Consider the following 15,065-nt stretch of genomic DNA (forward strand, 5'->3'; position numbering starts at 1 on the left):
ATAACGTGATCAGATACCGGCTGCTTCGCCAATCAGCTTCTGCAACTTGGACGAGCGCGAATCTTCGTCCTCATTCGGCTCAAGCAAGGCAGCGTCGGCCACGATGATTGCGCGGCCCTTTCCGATGCGGCAGCGCGCCACCAGTAGCGCCTGACCGATCACGCAGGACGCCTCATGCCCGCCGGCGATCGGCGCGAGCGTCCCCGGCAGGTTGACCGGCACATCCTCTCCCGGACTTTCCCGCTCACCAAGCGGCTGGGCATCGTCGAACCGCAATTGCAGCCCCCACCGCGCCAGTATCGGCGACAGAAGCACGACATCCTGGGGGCGACGCCGATCGCCGAGCGGAAACGCACTTTCCCGTGTCAGCATGGGATCTGCGAACAACAGGACATGCCCGCCCTTGCGCACCCAATCGTCGAGCGCGACATTCTCTTCAGGCAGGAGCGGCCGTGGTTGCGCGATAACCAGCAGGTCAACGTGCTGCAGTTCGAGCAAGGTATCCAGCGCCACGAGCTTGCCGTTGGTTTCCAGCACGGAGCGCGCCCAATGCGGCATTGCTGGCGGATCAAGCAGCCCCTTCAGTTCAGCCGCTTCGCTCCACAGGATCGGCAGGCTGGTGAACAGGCCAATGCGCCGGTCGTCCGCTTTCCCGCGCAATCCGGCGAAGGCGAGCGCCACCCCAATCACCGCGACCAGCGCCAGGACGATGACGAAACGCCGGCGCATTGCCGATCAGTTCTTCGGAACTGCCACCGTGGGCGCAGGACTGGGCGGCGGCGCAGGGGAAATCGACACCGTGGGCTTTTCCTGCGCACTGACGGGAAGCTGCGGGGCAACGCCCATGTCGGCCAGCGGGTCCTTGGCCGAAGTCTCGCTCGCCTCGACCGTGGGCGCGGCAGTGTTCACCGCAGAAGCGTCGATATATTTGGCGCGGTCCATTATCACATTGGCAAGGCTGACCAGCAACAACATGCCGGCAAGCCCGAACATGCCCACCTGCAGGCGATGCACCGCCTGCGATCGCAGTTCACGGGTAGAAGGCGGAACGTGCGCAAGCGCGCTGTGCGCGGCCATTTCCGTCTCGCTGGGAGCCGGTGCCTGCTTCGATGCCGGAAAGCCGAATAGCGCCATGACCGCTACTCTATCCTATTGCTCCAGCCATGGGAACACCGGCAGATTCTTGGCCCTGAGCCATTCGGGATTGTAGAGCGAGGACAGGTACCGGAAGCCGGTATCGCACAGGATCGTGGCGACGCGGCTGCCCTTGCCCAATTGCTTGGCCAGCGCCACCGCACCTGCCACGTTGATCCCGCTCGACAGGCCGAGGCAAAGCCCCTCATCAGCCAGCAGCCGTTCGACCCAGTAGAGGCCTTCCTCGTCGGAAATGCGGAACTGCGTATCGATTGGGGCCCCTTCGAGATTGGCGGTAATCCGGCCCTGCCCGATCCCTTCGGCGACCGACGACCCTTCGGCCTTGAGTTCACCGTTGGCATAATAGTTATAGAGCGCGGCGCCGTGGGGATCGGTCAGCGCGATGGTGATGTTCTCGTCAAAAGCCTTGAGGCCGAGGCCGGTGCCCGCGATGGTGCCGCCGGTTCCGGCCGCGCAGGTGAAGCCATCCACGCGGTGCTCCATCTGCTCCCAGATTTCAGGAGCCGTGCTTTCGATGTGGGCGCGGCGGTTGGCGATGTTGTCAAACTGGTTTGCCCAGATCGCGCCTTCGGTTTCCTCGGCGATGCGGCGCGAGGTGTGGACGAAGTGCCCCGGGTTCGAGAACGGCGCAGCGGGAACCAGCACCAGCTCTGCCCGCAGCGCCCGCAGCGTGTCCATCTTCTCGCGCGACTGGGTTTCGGGCATCACGATGACCGACTTGTAGCCGCGCGCATTGGCGACCAGCGCCAGGCCGATGCCGGTGTTGCCGGCCGTGCCCTCGACGATGGTGCCGCCCGGCTTGAGCACGCCGCGCTCTTCGGCATCGCGTACGATCCACAGGGCAGCGCGGTCCTTGACCGAGGCACCCGGGTTGGCAAATTCGCACTTGCCGTAGATCTCGGCGCCTGCCGCCTCGCTCGGCCCCTTGAGCAGGACGAGCGGCGTGTTGCCGATGAGCGAGATGGTATCGGTTGAAATCGAAGGTGCAGTCATAGCCCCCGAGTTAGGGAGACTTTGCCAGATTGCCAACGAATTTGCGCTTGGGGGTGGAGAAGCCCTTCTCGGGGCCGCTATTCGCGCCCCGCCCTTATTGCCGCTCCGCCGGCAAAAGGTGCCACAGCAAGCGCGACGAGGCTGCACGCGCCCAGCAGCAGCAAGCCGCCCTCGCCACCCGGTTGCAGCGAACCGGCCCCGAAGATCAGGAGCGGCACTGCCAGCGGGATCGCCAGCAATCCGCCCAGGGCCGAACCGGAACGCAGCCCGGCTGTCAGCGCGGCAATCGTGACGCCGATGGCGGCCAGACCCGGCGTGCCAAGCAGCAGACCAACCTCGACCGTCCACAATTGCTGCGCATCGAGCGAAAGCAGGCCGGCCGAAATCGGCGCAGCAAGCATCAGCGGTACTCCGAAGCTGAGCCAGTGCGCCACGATCCGGATCATCAGCAGCGCTTCTTCGGCAAGGCCGCGCAATGCCCACTGGTCGAACATGCCAGCTTCCACGTCGGGCTCCACCAAACGATCGAGCGGGAGGATCGCCGCGAGCAGCGCGGCCACCCAGATCACGCCTGCGCCGGTGCGCGCCAGCAAGCGGGCGTCGGGGCCGACTGCGAACGGAAAAAGCATCGCTACGGCCAGGAAGAACAGCAGCGGCAGCACCGCCCCGCCCCGTCCTTGCGCGCCGCGCGTGAGGAGGACCAGATCGCGCACGAAGATCGGCCAGAGCTTTGCGATCACGGCTGAAAATCCAGCAGTTCGACGATCTTCACAGCGGCCAGCGACAGGGGTTGGTGCGAGGCGATGACTACCGCACCACCGGCCTGGCAATGCGCCTTGATCGCTGCCTGGGCGATGCAAGACCAATGTGTGTCCAACCCGTTCAATGGCTCGTCCAGCAGCCAGATCGGCGCCCCGCTGGCTGACACGCGGGCAAGGGCGGCGCGCTTGCGCTGGCCGGTGGAAAGATAACGCACCGGCACATCGAGCAGATCGGCAAGGCCGAAATCGGCATGGGATTGCGGCGAGTGGTCGATCCGCTGCCAGAACGCGAGCGCCTTCTCCAGTGGCTCGTGTCCATCAAGCGCCAGCCTTTCATCGGACAGGGCCAATGCGCCGTGGCGCTCCACCGATCCCGAAAATGGCCGCAGCAAGCCGGCAAGAATGCGGATCAGGCTGGACTTGCCGATGCCGTTCGGACCAGCCAGATGGACGACCTCGCCCGCCCCGACGCTGAGCGACAGCCCGCGGAACAGGATCCGGTCCCCGCGCCTGCAGGCAATATCCGTGGCGACGAGACCGCACTCTTGCATAGGAAGTGGCGATAGGGGAAAGCGCAGGGCCTGCCAAGGATGCCGAAGGACGAGACATGCCGATTGCCCGCCTGACCGATGCCGAACGCGACGCACTGCTGGCCGAACTGCCGCAATGGTCCCTGCGCGATGATGGCCTCGCCATCACCCGCAGTTTCCGCTTCGGCGACTTTTCGGAAGCCTGGGCCTTCATGAACCGCGTCGCACTCTACGCTGAAAAGGCCGACCATCACCCCGAATGGTTCAACGTCTACAACCGCGTGGAAGTGACGCTGACGACGCATGACGCGGATGGTTTGTCGGCAAGGGACGCGGCAATGGCACGGGCGATGGAGGGCTTTCTTTGAAGCTCACCTCACGGAGCAGTTGGTTGAGGCATGGCTCGTCCGTGCTTCTCGTCTTGCTATCGGTACAAGTTGCCAGTGCCGAACCTGCCGCTTGCGCTGAAAATGTCGCCTCATTTCAGCCCAAGTCGGGCGTTGTGGGATCGGCAGAGACGGCAAAGTCAGTGGCCATGATTTACCTGAAGCCCATTTACGGCACCAAACCGATTGAAAGGCAGCGACCCTTCAAGGCTACACTCCGCGAGGGTGTCTGGACAGTGACAGGTTCGCTACCGAGAGGCTTGGATGGCGGCGTCGCACACATCTCGATTTGCCGCCGGAATGGCAAAGTGTTGCGCATTTTTCACGACAAGTGAGCAATTCATAATCAGAAGGGACGTAGCGCCGCTACTTCCCCAACGGACGCCCGCCTGACCGCATCTGCTTGCGCAAAGCGCCCGGCATCCAGCGGGAGGCGAACGCGAGCCGCCGCGCGGTCTTGCCGACCAAAGTATGCACCTTGTCGCCATGCACTGCCGCCCACGCTGCCTCGGCCACTTCGCTCACCGGCGTGATCTCAAGCCCTGCGCCGAGCACGCGGGTGCGGATGTCCTCGTTGCTGGCGCGGTTGGGAGCGTGGTCGAGCAGCGGGGTTTCGATGAACGAGGGCATCAGGCTGCGCACCTTGATCCCGTCCTCGGCCCATTCCCCGTCCAGCGATTCGGTCAGCGCCCGCACCCCGAACTTCGTCGCGGAATAGACCGATGCGCCGGGTGAGCCATAAATCCCCGCCGCACTGGCAGTGTTGAGCAGGCAAGAGCCCGGCGCGCTCACCCGCAGCCACGGAAACGCCGCCTGCGCGCCGAAGATCACCCCCTTGAGATTGATGTCGAGAGTGCGTTCGATCTCCTCGGGCGCCAGATCGACAATGCCGCCGCCGATGGGGATGCCGGCGTTGTTGAACACGACATCAATCTGCCCGCCAGCCGCTTTGGCACAGTCGGACAGGGCAGTATCCCAAGCCGCGCGGTCTCGCACGTCGAGACGGTGGCACGAGCTTTGCCCGGCGGGAAGCTGCGCGGCGGTTTCGGCCATGCCGGCCTCGTTGATGTCCGCGATTCCGACAAACCACCCGCCTTGCGCAAAGCGCTGCGCCACGGCACGCCCGATGCCCGAAGCGCCGCCGGTGATGAAGATCGTCTTGCGTGCCATCGGCACCTCCCCCTGCGCACATTGCTGTCAGCAGGACACTACAGCGCCGGATTGTTATAGCAATGCCAGGTGAAGATCGCTGCTGCACCGCGATGCGGGCGCCAGTCCTCGACCAGAGCGCGGGTTTCCTTCTCGCTCGGCCGTTCGGCAAGGCCGAGGAGCTTGCCAAGCCCGACCTGCACCGCCAGATCGCCCGCTGGCCAGATGTCAGGACGGCCCTCGGCAAAGAGCAGGTAGATTTCCGCCGACCAACGCCCGATGCCCTTGATCTTGACGAGTTCGGCGATGGCTTCCTCGTCGTCATCGGGCAGCGCTTCGAGATCAAGTTCGCCCGAGACGACCAGTTCGCACAAGCTTCGGGCATAGCCCTGCTTCTGGCGCGATAGGCCGCACGCCCGCAGGGAATCGAAATCCGATGCGAGCAGGTCATGCGGCGGAATGTCCTCGCCCAGCAGCGCCTCGAGCTTGTTCCAGACAGATGCGGCGGCGGCCACGCTGACCTGCTGGCCGACGATCGTACGCAGCAGCGTGCCGTATCCGGTCGAACGGATGCGCGGCTCCGGACAGCCAACGCGCGCAATCGCACCCGCCATCTCGGGGCTGCGCATGGCGATGTAGTCAAGCCCCTCGCGAATCGCTTCGGCCGTCAGCCCCACCCTTATTCTCCGCAACAGTGTTTGGCCGGTTTGGACAGTTGCCAAAGGCTCACGGGCGCGATAGCAGCCCCGTCCAAAGGCGAACAGGGGGCGCGGGGTTTGCGTTTTGAGCCCGTCGCCGCATTTGGAGAACGAACGATGCCGAAGATCGTGGTTGTCAATCGTGCGGGTGAAGAGAAGACCGTTGAGGCCGATGCCGGCCTTTCCGTGATGGAAGCGATCCGCGACAACGGTTTCGACGAACTGCTGGCGCTGTGCGGCGGCTGCTGCTCGTGCGCGACCTGCCACGTCTATATCGACCCGGAATTCGCCGACAAGGTTTCCCCGATGAGCGAGGACGAGAACGACCTGCTCGACAGCTCGGATCACCGCAACGAGACTTCGCGCCTGTCCTGCCAGGTGCAGTTGACTTCGGCGCTTGAAGGCCTGCGCGTGACGATCGCACCTGAAGACTGATCTTCGCGGCAAATATCGCCGCTTGAAAGAAGGCCCGCCTCCTAAGGGAGCGCGGGCCTTTTTGCTGCGCGATCGTTAGCCGCGGCGATCCCTTCGGGCAGAAGGTCGCAAAGGCCAATGCCCAGCACCATTTTTTCGGGAACCAATTTGCTCGCGCTGAAACTGCGACGAACAGAGTGCTTTGGGAGCGCTCTCAATTCGTCGCAAATCGACAGATTGCCGTCTTCTGTGCGTGGAACGGCGCAACATTTTTAGTGACATGCATCACTATCGTGTCCGAATGTTTCAGTTGTAACAACTCGTTATACTTCTGAATTTTCGTTCATAAACAATACCATGTGCCAAAATAACCACAGCCGCCACGCGCTGCGGCGGTTCGTTGTGCTTCTCGTTTGAAAGGAAGTATTTCCATAGGCCAAGGAAGCGCCGCTTTCCCCTGCTCGCCAGCAAAGCACCCCTAGCGAGGGCGCGCTGGCCAACGGGAAAGACCCGCCTCCAATTTCCCTGAAGGCGGTGGTTCAGGACAAGAGGACTGCCATTTTGACCACCAAGTATCTCTGCGCGCTCCGTACGGGCGCGACGCCATTGGCGATCGGGTTCGCACTCATCTCCACTGCGGCCTATGCACAGGACGCAACCACTACAGCCGCGCCTCAGAGCGTCGATTGCAGCACGCAGCCAGACGATCCGAGCTGCGGCGACACGCAGGCCATCGTCGTCACCGGCTCTATCCTGCGCCGCACCGACACCGAAACCGTATCGCCTGTCACCACCGTGACCGCGCAGAACCTTGACCAGCGCGGCATTTCGACCGTGCAGGAAGGTCTGCAGTCGCTGGCGGCCAACAACGGCCCCGCGCTGACCAACTCGTTCTCGGCCAACGGCGCGTTCGCCGCGGGTGCCTCGGCGATCTCGCTGCGCGGTCTTTCGACGAACTCGACGCTGGTCCTGTTCGATGGCATGCGCGCTGCCTATTACCCACTGGCAGACGACGGTTCGCGCAACTTCGTCGACCTCAACACCATTCCTGACGACATCGTCGACCGCGTCGAAGTGCTGCGCGACGGTGCATCGGCATCTTACGGTGCCGACGCAATCGCCGGCGTGGTCAACATCATCACCAAGCGCGAATTCAAGGGCGTGCGCGCCCGCGGCGAGGCTGGCGTTTCCGAGCGCGGCGATGCTGCCCAGTACCGCCTGTCGCTGACCGCTGGCGTGGGCGACATCGAGGAAAACGGCTACAACGCCTACGTTTCGGGCTTCTACTACAAGAGCAAGGCGCTGATGAACCGCGACCGCGGTTATCCGTTCAACACGGACGATCTGCGCGGCGTTTGCGGCCCTGAGGGCGACTGCGGCAGCGATGACCGCGTGAACTCGCCGACGGCGACGAGCTTCACCGGCGCCGGTGGCCCGCTCATGGTCCGCCCCTACGACCCGACGAACACGACCGCGCTCGGCCGCTTCCAGATGTTGAACAACGTCGGCTGCGACAGCCCCTATAATCTGACCCCGGGCCAGATTGCCGACAACCCTGCGGCGCCGCTGTCCACCTGCACCATCGACCTGACGCGCAACTATGGCGTGATCCAGCCGGAAATCGAGCGCTACGGCATTTCGGCACGTGTCACAGCCGCCGTTACCGACAGCATCGAAGCCTATGCAGAGTTCAACTACCTGCAGAGCAAGGTTTCGTATTCCGGTCTGCCAGAAGCGATCTCGCGCAATGCCAACGCCGGCATCCTGTTCCCGGGCTTCTCGACCTCGAACAATTCGGCCACGCGTGCGGCCGGTTCGTTCGCTCTGACGCTGCCGGTTTACGTCTGCGCCAACGGCGTGGGTGACGCCAGCGGTCTCAACACGGGCTGCAACGCAACCAACGGCACGCTCAACCCGAACAACCCGTTCGCCAGCCAGGGCCAGCTTGCCCGCATCCAGGGCCGTCTGTTCGACCAGGCGACCTTCAACGAGACGCGCAACCGTGCCTATCGTGGCGCCGTCGGCATCAAGGGCGACCTGACCGACAGCATCAACTTCGACTTCGGTGCGACGGCGATGCATTCGGACCTGCAGCGCACCCAGGAAGGCTATGTCTACATCGCCAACCTGCTGTCGGCGATTGCCAAGGGCACCTACAACTTCGCCGATCCGTCGAAGAACACGCAGGCCCAGAACGACTTCATCCGTCCGACGCAGGTTCTCAATGCGACCTCGGATCAGGTGCAGTTCCAGGGTACGCTCGGCACCAGCCTCATGGAACTGCCCGGCGGTCCGCTGCAGTTGGCAGTTGGCGCAGGCGCACGTTACGAAGCGGTCGATGCGCCTTCCGGCAACCCCGACTATTTCGGCCCGACGCAGCGCTACTTCACGCTCAATGCCTTCGGCACCAAGGGCAGCCGCTGGGTCTATTCCGGTTTTGCCGAACTTAATGCGCCGATCATCGATCAGGTCGAAGTCAACGTTTCTGGACGGTACGACAAGTATTCGAGCGGACAGAATGCGTTTTCGCCCAAGGCCGGCATCAAGTTCAAGCCGATCGACCAGTTGCTGATCCGCGGCACCTACTCGCGCGGGTTCCGCATTCCGTCGTTCGGCGAGGCCAATGCCCTGCCGACGACCGGCTTCGTGACCAACTCGGTGAGCAATTTCACCGATGCGTTCCTGTCGCAGTATGGTTGCAACACCGGGGCGACCACGGCCGCCAACCCGAACGGCTACAGCACCTGCCCGACCTACATCCGCTCCGGATCGTATGGGCAGACCACGCTGGCATCGCCGAACCTGCAGCCTGAAAAGTCGCGCAGCTTCACCGCTGGCGTCTTCTTCGAGCCGATTCGCAACCTCAGCTTCTCGGTGGACTACTACAACATCAAGAAGACGGGTGTGATCACCACCCCGTCGAACTCGCCTGCTCTGGCAGCGTACTACGGCGGTCAGGCAATTCCGGATGGTTACACCGTCATCCCCGATGCTGTCAGCCCGGACTTCCCGAACGCGAAGCCGCGCATTGCCTTCATCCAGGCGCAGCAGATCAACGCCAACACCCAGAAGGTGTCGGGCCTTGATTTCGCGATCGACGGCAAGGTCAATCTGACCGACAACATCCGCTTCACCAGCCATCTCGAGGCCAGCTACATCATCAAGCTGGAATCAGACCTGACCAACAGCGGTGGTGGCATCGAGCGCTATGACGGCACGTTGGGCAACTTCAACCTGACCGCCGGTTCGGGCACGCCGAAGTGGCACGGGTACTGGCTGAACGGCCTGCAGTTCGGCGACGCTCTCGAGGTCAACACCACCGTCAATTACTTCGGTGGCTACAACCTCTCGGCAATGGACCAGGGCGACGAATACAAGGACTGCGGCCAGAACCCGGGCTACAGCCCGACCGGATGCGATGTACCGCGCTACATCACGTTCGACCTGCAGACGCGCTTCAAGGTCAACGACCGCTTCACGCTGTCGCTCACCGCGCTGAACCTGTTCGACAACATGCCGCCGGTCGATGTCGTGACCTATGGTGCACACCTCTACAACCCGATCCAAGGCGGTACCGGCATTCTCGGTCGTTACTTCAAGGTTGGTTTCCAGGCCGACTTCTAAGGTTTCGATACGTGTCCAACTGGGGCGGCATCGCGAGGTGCCGTCCCATTTTTTGTGCAACGTGCGCGCGGCGCACAACGAAAAACGCCCCCGCTTTCGCAGGGGCGCTTTCGATGTAGCGTTAGAAGCGTTCTAGAGCCGCAGGCCCGCCGTTTCGTCGAGCCCGGACATCAGGTTCAACGATTGCACCGCGGCGCCACTGGCCCCCTTGCCGAGATTGTCGAGCACCGCAACCAGCCGCGCCTGCTCGCCATCGGCGCTGCCCATGACATGCAGCCGAAGGCCGTCCCATGGTTCCATCGATGCGCGCATCAGCATCTCGCCATCTGCGGGAAGCTCCTGCGCCACGGTCACCACGGGCGAGCCATCATAGAACTGCGTCAGTGCGGCACGCAGCAGGTCCGCAGGGACGTTGCCGGGCATCACGCCCAGCGGCAACGGAATCTCCACGACCATGCCGCGATGGGCGTTGACCACGGCAGGGCTGAACAGCGGCGCTATGGCCGTGCCGGTATAGCGCTGCATTTCGGGCACATGCTTGTGGCCGAAGGTCAGGCCATAGCCACGCCAGGCAATATCGGTGTCTTCCTCGAAGCGCCCGATCAGCGCCTTGCCGCCGCCTGAATAGCCCGAGACCGCGTTGCAGCTATAGGGCCAGGCTGCGGGCAGCAGGCCGTTGTGGACGAGCGGCGCCAGAAGAGCGATGAAGCCGGTGGGATAGCAGCCCGGGTTCGAGACGCGCTTGGCCTGCGCGACAGTCTCGCGCCCGACGATCTCGGGAAAGCCATAGGTCCAGCCATCTGCCACACGGTACGCGGTCGATGCGTCGATCACTCTGGTGCGATCGTTGCGGATCATCGCAACGGCCGCCCGGGCGGCGTCATCAGGCAGGCACAGGATCACGACATCGGCGTCGTTGATGGCCTCTTCACGGGCGGCATCGTCCTTGCGACGCGCATCGTCGAGCGCGATCAGGGCGAATTCGCTGCGACCGGCCAGCCGTTCGGCGATTTCGAGACCGGTTGTCCCGGCGGCGCCGTCGATGAATACCGAAGTCGTCACTGTACCGCTTCCAGTTGGCTCATTTCCACATAGCCCACGAGCAGGTCGGACCGGGCCTGCCCCCATGCCCAGCCACCGGCGATGTCAAGCACGTCGAATACCTCGCCCTCGGCCAGGCTGCGCAATTCTTGCGCCTCGGGCTTGCCGCCGGCGCGCAGGACGCTGTCCGACTTCACGCAGTGCGGCATCGGCACGGCGTAGTGCGGCACGAAGTACTTCCCGGCGAGGCCGATGTGCGCCAGATCGCCACGCACCGGCAGATGCGGCTTGTCCGAACGGTCGGCCGGACGCGTCAGCACAAGCTGGCCGGTGGGCAGGTCAGTGGGGAGAGGCGTGGCTTCGACAGTCAATTCAGGGTGTCCCCGCAGCAGGAAAGCCGGGCGATTAGCCGCCCCGGCGCTGTCAGGCAAGCCGTGCCGCATCAGCCATACCGCGCCTTGAGCAGCCCCCATGCCGCGCGCAGGCCCAGGGCATCGCCACCCTTGGGACGCCCCGGCTTGCCTACGGGGCGCCAGGCGAAAGTATCAAAGTGTGCCCAATCAAGGTCTTCGCCCACGAACCGATCAAGGAACAGCGCCGCTACGCTTGCACCGGCAAAGCCATTGGCAGGCGAATTCTGCAGGTCCGCCACGTCGGATTTGAGGTATTCGCGATAGCCTTCGTGCAGCGGCAACTGCCAGCACGGATCGTCGCGTTCGATCCCGGCAGCGATGAGCCCTTGCCCGGTTTCGCTGCGGCGCGCGAACATGGCGGGAAGATCCGGGCCGAGCGCAACGCGGGCCGCGCCGGTGAGTGTCGCAAAGTCGATCACCAGTTCGGGCTTCATCTCGGTTGCGCGGGTCAGCGCATCGCCCAGCACCAGCCGTCCTTCGGCATCGGTATTGGTGATCTCGACCGATAGTCCGGCACGCGAGCGCAGGATATCGCCGGGCCGGAACGCGTTGCCGGAGATCGCGTTTTCCACTGCAGGAACAAGCACGTGCAGTCGGACCTTCAAGCCCATGGCCATGATCAGGCCCGCCAGTGCCAGCGCATGAGCTGCGCCGCCCATGTCCTTCTTCATCAGCGCCATGCCCGACGAGGGCTTGATGTCGAGTCCGCCCGAATCAAAGCAGACCCCCTTGCCGACGATGGCCACGCGGGGATGCGCGGGATCGCCCCACTCCATCTCGATCAGGCGCGGAGCATGGCTGCGTGCGGCCGCACGGCCAACCGCATGGACCATGGGGTAGTCATGCTCCAGCGCATCGCCGGACGAGACATGGACTTCGGCATGGTGCTGCTTGGCCAGTGCCCGCGCCTCGGCCTCAAGCTGAAGCGGCCCCATGTCCTCGGCCGGCGTGTTGACGAGGTCGCGCACCATCAGCACTGCGGTCGCTTCGGCGATGGCGGGTTCGATCAGGGCGACTTCTTTTGTCAGAAGGATGCGCGGTTCGGCGTCCTTGGCATCCTTGCGGTAGCGGTCAAAGCGGTATTGCCCGGTTATCCATCCGTGCAGCGCCTTGCCCGCCTCCCCGCCAGCGCGGCGATAGGTTCCGCCCGGGAGCACATCGGCGAGCTTTGCCAGGCACCACGAGGAGAGGTTGTCGACATTGGCGACGCCCGCCACCACGAACCAGCCATCCCCGTCGGGAACGATGGCATGCTCATATCCGCCGCCTTCGAATTTCTGCGCAGCAAGGGAAGCGCGTTGGCCCGCGTTAAGACCCTTGAGAAAGTCCGGCAGCGTCGCCTTGTCGACAAGGTGGATGGCGGTGGCCTGCTGGCCGCGATCTGGCTGGATCAGTGCGTTTTTGTCGGTCATCGTGGATCGAGACATGCCGCAGAGCGCGGCCCGTTGCGAGAGGAATTTGCATGATGCGTACCCCAATGCCGACCTCGCTAGTGCTCATGCCGCTTGTCATGGTGGCTGCCTGTTCGGGTGAGAGCAACAAGGCCAGCGACCCTGCGCCAAGGTCGAGCGCCGAAGCTTCGGCCCAGCCGCCCGCCCCGCCGGCACAGACGCCCGTCACCGCACGCGAGGTTCACGAGAAGAACGACCTCTACGAATTCGACTATTCCTATCCCGCAAGCGCCGGCACCATCCCTGCGTTGAAGGCCCTGCTCGACAAGGACCTCGACAATGCGCAGGGCAAGTTGAAAGCCGAAGCCCTGGAGGGGCAGCAGGCTGCCAAGGATAACGGCTTTCCCTATCATCCCTACACGCACAGCGTGGAATGGAAGGTCGTCACCGACATCCCGGCCTGGCTCAGCCTCTCCACGCTGATCGGCTACTACAGTGGCGGCGCGCATCCCAATTACGGCTACGACACGATCCTGTGGGACCGCATCGCCGGTCAGCGCCGTGCGCCGGTGGACCTGTTCGCGTCAAAAGCAGCGCTCCGCGGGGCCATCCGCAAGGACTTCTGCCGCGAACTCGATCGCCAGCGCGCGAAAAAGCGCTCTGGCCCGGACATGGGCGACATTCCTGAATTCAGCCAATGCATCGACCCGACAGAGCAGACTGTCATCCTCGGATCGAGCAACGGAAAGGCCTTCGACCGCATCGGCGTGCTGATCGGCCCTTACGCTGCTGGCCCCTATGCCGAAGGCTCCTACGAAGTGACGGTGCCAGTGACGCAGCAGGTGCTAGACGTGGTGCGGCCTGAGTTCAAACCATCCTTCGTCGTACGATGAAACGTAGGGTTGCGAAAACCTCGCAATTCCCGCGCCGGGTCGCTACATGGTCGGAATGACCGAATACATGACCGTTGAAGACCACGACGTGCAACTGCGCGATGGCACCATCAAGCTCCATGGCCCTGCGGCGTTCGAAGGCATGCGCAAGGCCGGGCGCCTTGCTGCCGAGATCCTGGACGCGCTGGCGCCGCTAGTCGTCCCCGGTGCGCGGACCGATGACCTCGATGACGTGGTGCGTCAGATGACGCTCGACGGCGGTGCTGTGCCGGCAACGCTGGGTTATCGCGGCTACACGCATTCCTGCTGCATCTCGATCAACCACGTGGTGTGTCATGGCATTCCGTCCGAAAAGACGCTCAAGGATGGCGACATCGTCAACATCGACGTGACGCCGCTGCTTGATGGCTGGCATGGCGATACCAGCCGGATGTATCTGGTCGGCGATGTGCCGTTGAAGGCCAAGCGGCTGGTCGATGTTACCTACGAATGTCTGATGATCGGCATCGAGCAGGCAAAGCCCGGCGCGCGCCTCGGTGACATTGGCGCTGCGATCCAGGCCCATGCCGAAAAGCAGCGCTACGGCGTCGTGCGTGAATTCTGCGGCCATGGTCTTGGCCGCCTTTTCCACGATGCGCCCGAAGTGGTCCACGCCGCCCGCGCTGGCACCGGACCTGAACTGCGGCCCGGCATGTTCTTCACTATCGAACCGATGATCAACCTCGGCAAGCCGGGCGTGAAGATCCTTGAGGACGGCTGGACGGCTGTAACGCGCGACCGGTCGCTTTCGGCGCAGTTCGAACATTCGATCGGTATTACCGAAGACGGCTGCGAAATCTTCACCGCCAGCCCGAAGGGACTGCATAAGCCGCCGTACGCTGCCTAAAAAACAGGCAGCGCTTGCGCAAAATTTGTGCATGATTTGAACAAGGCCGCGCAATCTTGCGCATGGATCATCTGCGCATTCGATTCAAATCTTGCCGGACCCCCGATTTTCCCGCTTTCGCGATGCAGCGCGATGGCCTAGGGCTTTGTGACAGCGCGTGGCACGATTCTTGTAGGATCGGTAACACGCACGGGAACATTTAAAGCCGGTCCGTCCGCCATTGGCGCTCCGGCCCGCGTTGCAGGGGTCTGAACGACGTGAAAAAGGTCGAAGCGATCATCAAGCCCTTCAAGCTCGATGAAGTGAAGGAAGCGCTGCACGAAATCGGCGTGTCGGGCATCACCGTTACCGAAGCCAAGGGCTTTGGCCGGCAGAAGGGCCACACCGAGCTTTATCGCGGCGCGGAATACGTCGTCGACTTCCTGCCCAAGGTGAAGCTTGAGGTCGTCGTGGCCGACGCTCTGGCTGACCGCGTTGTCGAAGCCATTGCCGCCGCCGCACAGACCGGCCGCATCGGCGATGGCAAGATCTTCGTCATCCCGGTCGAAAGCGCGCTGCGCATCCGCACGGGCGAGCGCAACGACGACGCGATCTGAGCTTCCGAAGCGATTGATTTGATGCCGTGCTCTCAGGGGCCGGCAGCTTAGCGGGGGTGGGCCTGTGGACGGGCAAGCCTCCAGACGACCACCCCAGATACCCCCGCACCTCTCCACCGGGGGAATGAAGAAGAA

Annotated in this window: 17 protein-coding genes and 2 pseudogenes; 9 read left to right on the forward strand and 10 right to left on the reverse strand. The window is 63.5% G+C overall.

Annotated features, from left to right (window positions below; genetic code table 11):
• Positions 1-9: 9 nt before the first annotated feature.
• The 5 genes from B9A23_RS06945 to ccmA form a co-directional block, all read right to left on the reverse strand.
• A complete protein-coding gene (locus B9A23_RS06945; protein WP_084278134.1) occupies positions 10-729 on the reverse strand; it encodes a DUF4350 domain-containing protein in 720 nt (239 codons plus the stop codon).
• Positions 730-735: 6 nt separating this feature from the next.
• Positions 736-1,134 carry a hypothetical protein gene (locus B9A23_RS06950; protein ID WP_084278135.1) on the reverse strand — a complete coding sequence of 133 codons (399 nt, stop codon included), beginning with the start codon at positions 1,132-1,134 and terminating at the stop codon, positions 736-738.
• 15 nt (positions 1,135-1,149) lie between these two features.
• Complete coding sequence (locus B9A23_RS06955) at positions 1,150-2,148, reverse strand: cysteine synthase A (protein WP_084278136.1); 999 nt, start codon at positions 2,146-2,148, stop codon at positions 1,150-1,152.
• 77 nt (positions 2,149-2,225) lie between these two features.
• The gene (gene ccmB, locus B9A23_RS06960) at positions 2,226-2,888 is read right to left on the reverse strand and encodes a heme exporter protein CcmB (protein ID WP_084278137.1); all 663 of its coding nucleotides are present in this window, start codon (positions 2,886-2,888) and stop codon (positions 2,226-2,228) included.
• Positions 2,885-3,460: a heme ABC exporter ATP-binding protein CcmA gene (ccmA, locus tag B9A23_RS06965; RefSeq protein WP_084278138.1), complete on the reverse strand. Its 576-nt coding sequence runs from the start codon at positions 3,458-3,460 to the stop codon at positions 2,885-2,887. Before ccmA ends, ccmB begins: the two co-directional genes overlap by 4 nt.
• Positions 3,461-3,516: 56 nt before the next feature.
• On the opposite strand from ccmA, the gene B9A23_RS06970 reads away from it, so the two are divergent.
• Positions 3,517-3,807, forward strand: a complete 291-nt coding sequence (locus B9A23_RS06970; RefSeq protein ID WP_084278336.1) for a 4a-hydroxytetrahydrobiopterin dehydratase — start codon at positions 3,517-3,519, stop codon at positions 3,805-3,807.
• A 161-nt stretch (positions 3,808-3,968) separates the two neighbouring features.
• Positions 3,969-4,160 (forward strand): NTF2 fold immunity protein, encoded by a 192-nt coding sequence (locus tag B9A23_RS23510; protein ID WP_368655931.1) that lies wholly within the window; start codon positions 3,969-3,971, stop codon positions 4,158-4,160.
• Between the two features lie 31 nt (positions 4,161-4,191).
• On the opposite strand, the gene B9A23_RS06980 is transcribed toward B9A23_RS23510, so the two are convergent.
• Both B9A23_RS06980 and B9A23_RS06985 read right to left on the reverse strand, forming a co-directional pair.
• Positions 4,192-4,995: an SDR family oxidoreductase gene (locus B9A23_RS06980; RefSeq protein WP_084278140.1), complete on the reverse strand. Its 804-nt coding sequence runs from the start codon at positions 4,993-4,995 to the stop codon at positions 4,192-4,194.
• 38 nt (positions 4,996-5,033) lie between these two features.
• Positions 5,034-5,651, reverse strand: a complete 618-nt coding sequence (locus B9A23_RS06985) for a DNA-3-methyladenine glycosylase family protein (RefSeq protein WP_084278141.1) — start codon at positions 5,649-5,651, stop codon at positions 5,034-5,036.
• 138 nt (positions 5,652-5,789) lie between these two features.
• On the opposite strand from B9A23_RS06985, the gene B9A23_RS06990 reads away from it, so the two are divergent.
• The 4 genes and pseudogenes from B9A23_RS06990 (at position 5,790) to B9A23_RS06995 (ending at position 9,710) form a co-directional block, all read left to right on the forward strand.
• The gene (locus B9A23_RS06990) at positions 5,790-6,107 is read left to right on the forward strand and encodes a 2Fe-2S iron-sulfur cluster-binding protein (protein ID WP_084278142.1); all 318 of its coding nucleotides are present in this window, start codon (positions 5,790-5,792) and stop codon (positions 6,105-6,107) included.
• Positions 6,108-6,620: 513 nt separating this feature from the next.
• Positions 6,621-7,202: pseudogene (locus B9A23_RS23515) on the forward strand (TonB-dependent receptor plug domain-containing protein); the annotation flags it as partial.
• A 344-nt stretch (positions 7,203-7,546) separates the two neighbouring features.
• Positions 7,547-7,612: pseudogene (locus tag B9A23_RS23520) on the forward strand (hypothetical protein); the annotation flags it as partial.
• Between the two features lie 79 nt (positions 7,613-7,691).
• Entirely contained in the window at positions 7,692-9,710 is a 2,019-nt protein-coding gene (locus B9A23_RS06995; RefSeq protein ID WP_368655932.1) for a TonB-dependent receptor domain-containing protein, read from the forward strand.
• Between the two features lie 132 nt (positions 9,711-9,842).
• On the opposite strand, the gene argC is transcribed toward B9A23_RS06995, so the two are convergent.
• Genes argC through B9A23_RS07010 form a run of 3 tightly spaced genes read right to left on the reverse strand, consistent with a single transcriptional unit; the run spans position 9,843 to position 12,576 of the window.
• On the reverse strand, positions 9,843-10,772 hold the full coding sequence (gene argC, locus B9A23_RS07000) for an N-acetyl-gamma-glutamyl-phosphate reductase (RefSeq protein WP_084278143.1): 930 nt from the start codon (positions 10,770-10,772) through the stop codon (positions 9,843-9,845).
• On the reverse strand, positions 10,769-11,194 hold the full coding sequence (locus B9A23_RS07005) for an SH3 domain-containing protein (RefSeq protein ID WP_176217909.1): 426 nt from the start codon (positions 11,192-11,194) through the stop codon (positions 10,769-10,771). Before B9A23_RS07005 ends, argC begins: the two co-directional genes overlap by 4 nt.
• Positions 11,194-12,576, reverse strand: coding sequence for a leucyl aminopeptidase family protein (locus tag B9A23_RS07010; protein ID WP_084278145.1), 1,383 nt, complete (start codon positions 12,574-12,576; stop codon positions 11,194-11,196). The genes B9A23_RS07005 and B9A23_RS07010 overlap by 1 nt, the downstream gene beginning before the upstream one ends.
• A 50-nt stretch (positions 12,577-12,626) precedes the next feature.
• Here B9A23_RS07010 and B9A23_RS07015 point away from each other — a divergent pair, with 50 nt between their 5' ends.
• The 3 genes from B9A23_RS07015 to B9A23_RS07025 all read left to right on the forward strand — a co-directional run bounded on the left by B9A23_RS07015 (position 12,627) and on the right by B9A23_RS07025 (position 14,930).
• Positions 12,627-13,448, forward strand: a complete 822-nt coding sequence (locus tag B9A23_RS07015) for a DUF4163 domain-containing protein (RefSeq protein WP_254895034.1) — start codon at positions 12,627-12,629, stop codon at positions 13,446-13,448.
• Between the two features lie 55 nt (positions 13,449-13,503).
• Positions 13,504-14,334, forward strand: a complete 831-nt coding sequence (map, locus tag B9A23_RS07020; protein ID WP_084278338.1) for a type I methionyl aminopeptidase — start codon at positions 13,504-13,506, stop codon at positions 14,332-14,334.
• Between the two features lie 257 nt (positions 14,335-14,591).
• Positions 14,592-14,930, forward strand: coding sequence for a P-II family nitrogen regulator (locus tag B9A23_RS07025; RefSeq protein WP_084278147.1), 339 nt, complete (start codon positions 14,592-14,594; stop codon positions 14,928-14,930).
• Positions 14,931-15,065 lie beyond the last annotated feature (135 nt).

It is taken from the genome of Novosphingobium sp. B1, assembly GCF_900176395.1.
Classification (GTDB): domain Bacteria; phylum Pseudomonadota; class Alphaproteobacteria; order Sphingomonadales; family Sphingomonadaceae; genus Novosphingobium.

Bases quoted from the DNA above. Each gene is read 5' to 3' on its own strand.
- map (WP_084278338.1), top strand. From the start codon at position 13,504: ATGACCGAATACATGACCGTTGAAGACCACGACGTGCAACTGCGCGAT.
- B9A23_RS06980 (WP_084278140.1), bottom strand. From the start codon at position 4,995: ATGGCACGCAAGACGATCTTCATCACCGGCGGCGCTTCGGGCATCGGG.
- ccmA (WP_084278138.1), bottom strand. From the start codon at position 3,460: ATGCAAGAGTGCGGTCTCGTCGCCACGGATATTGCCTGCAGGCGCGGG.
- B9A23_RS07015 (WP_254895034.1), top strand. From the start codon at position 12,627: ATGATGCGTACCCCAATGCCGACCTCGCTAGTGCTCATGCCGCTTGTC.
- B9A23_RS06955 (WP_084278136.1), bottom strand. From the start codon at position 2,148: ATGACTGCACCTTCGATTTCAACCGATACCATCTCGCTCATCGGCAAC.
- B9A23_RS07005 (WP_176217909.1), bottom strand. From the start codon at position 11,194: ATGCGGCACGGCTTGCCTGACAGCGCCGGGGCGGCTAATCGCCCGGCT.
- B9A23_RS06950 (WP_084278135.1), bottom strand. From the start codon at position 1,134: ATGGCGCTATTCGGCTTTCCGGCATCGAAGCAGGCACCGGCTCCCAGC.
- B9A23_RS06945 (WP_084278134.1), bottom strand. From the start codon at position 729: ATGCGCCGGCGTTTCGTCATCGTCCTGGCGCTGGTCGCGGTGATTGGG.
- B9A23_RS06970 (WP_084278336.1), top strand. From the start codon at position 3,517: ATGCCGATTGCCCGCCTGACCGATGCCGAACGCGACGCACTGCTGGCC.
- B9A23_RS07010 (WP_084278145.1), bottom strand. From the start codon at position 12,576: ATGACCGACAAAAACGCACTGATCCAGCCAGATCGCGGCCAGCAGGCC.
- B9A23_RS06990 (WP_084278142.1), top strand. From the start codon at position 5,790: ATGCCGAAGATCGTGGTTGTCAATCGTGCGGGTGAAGAGAAGACCGTT.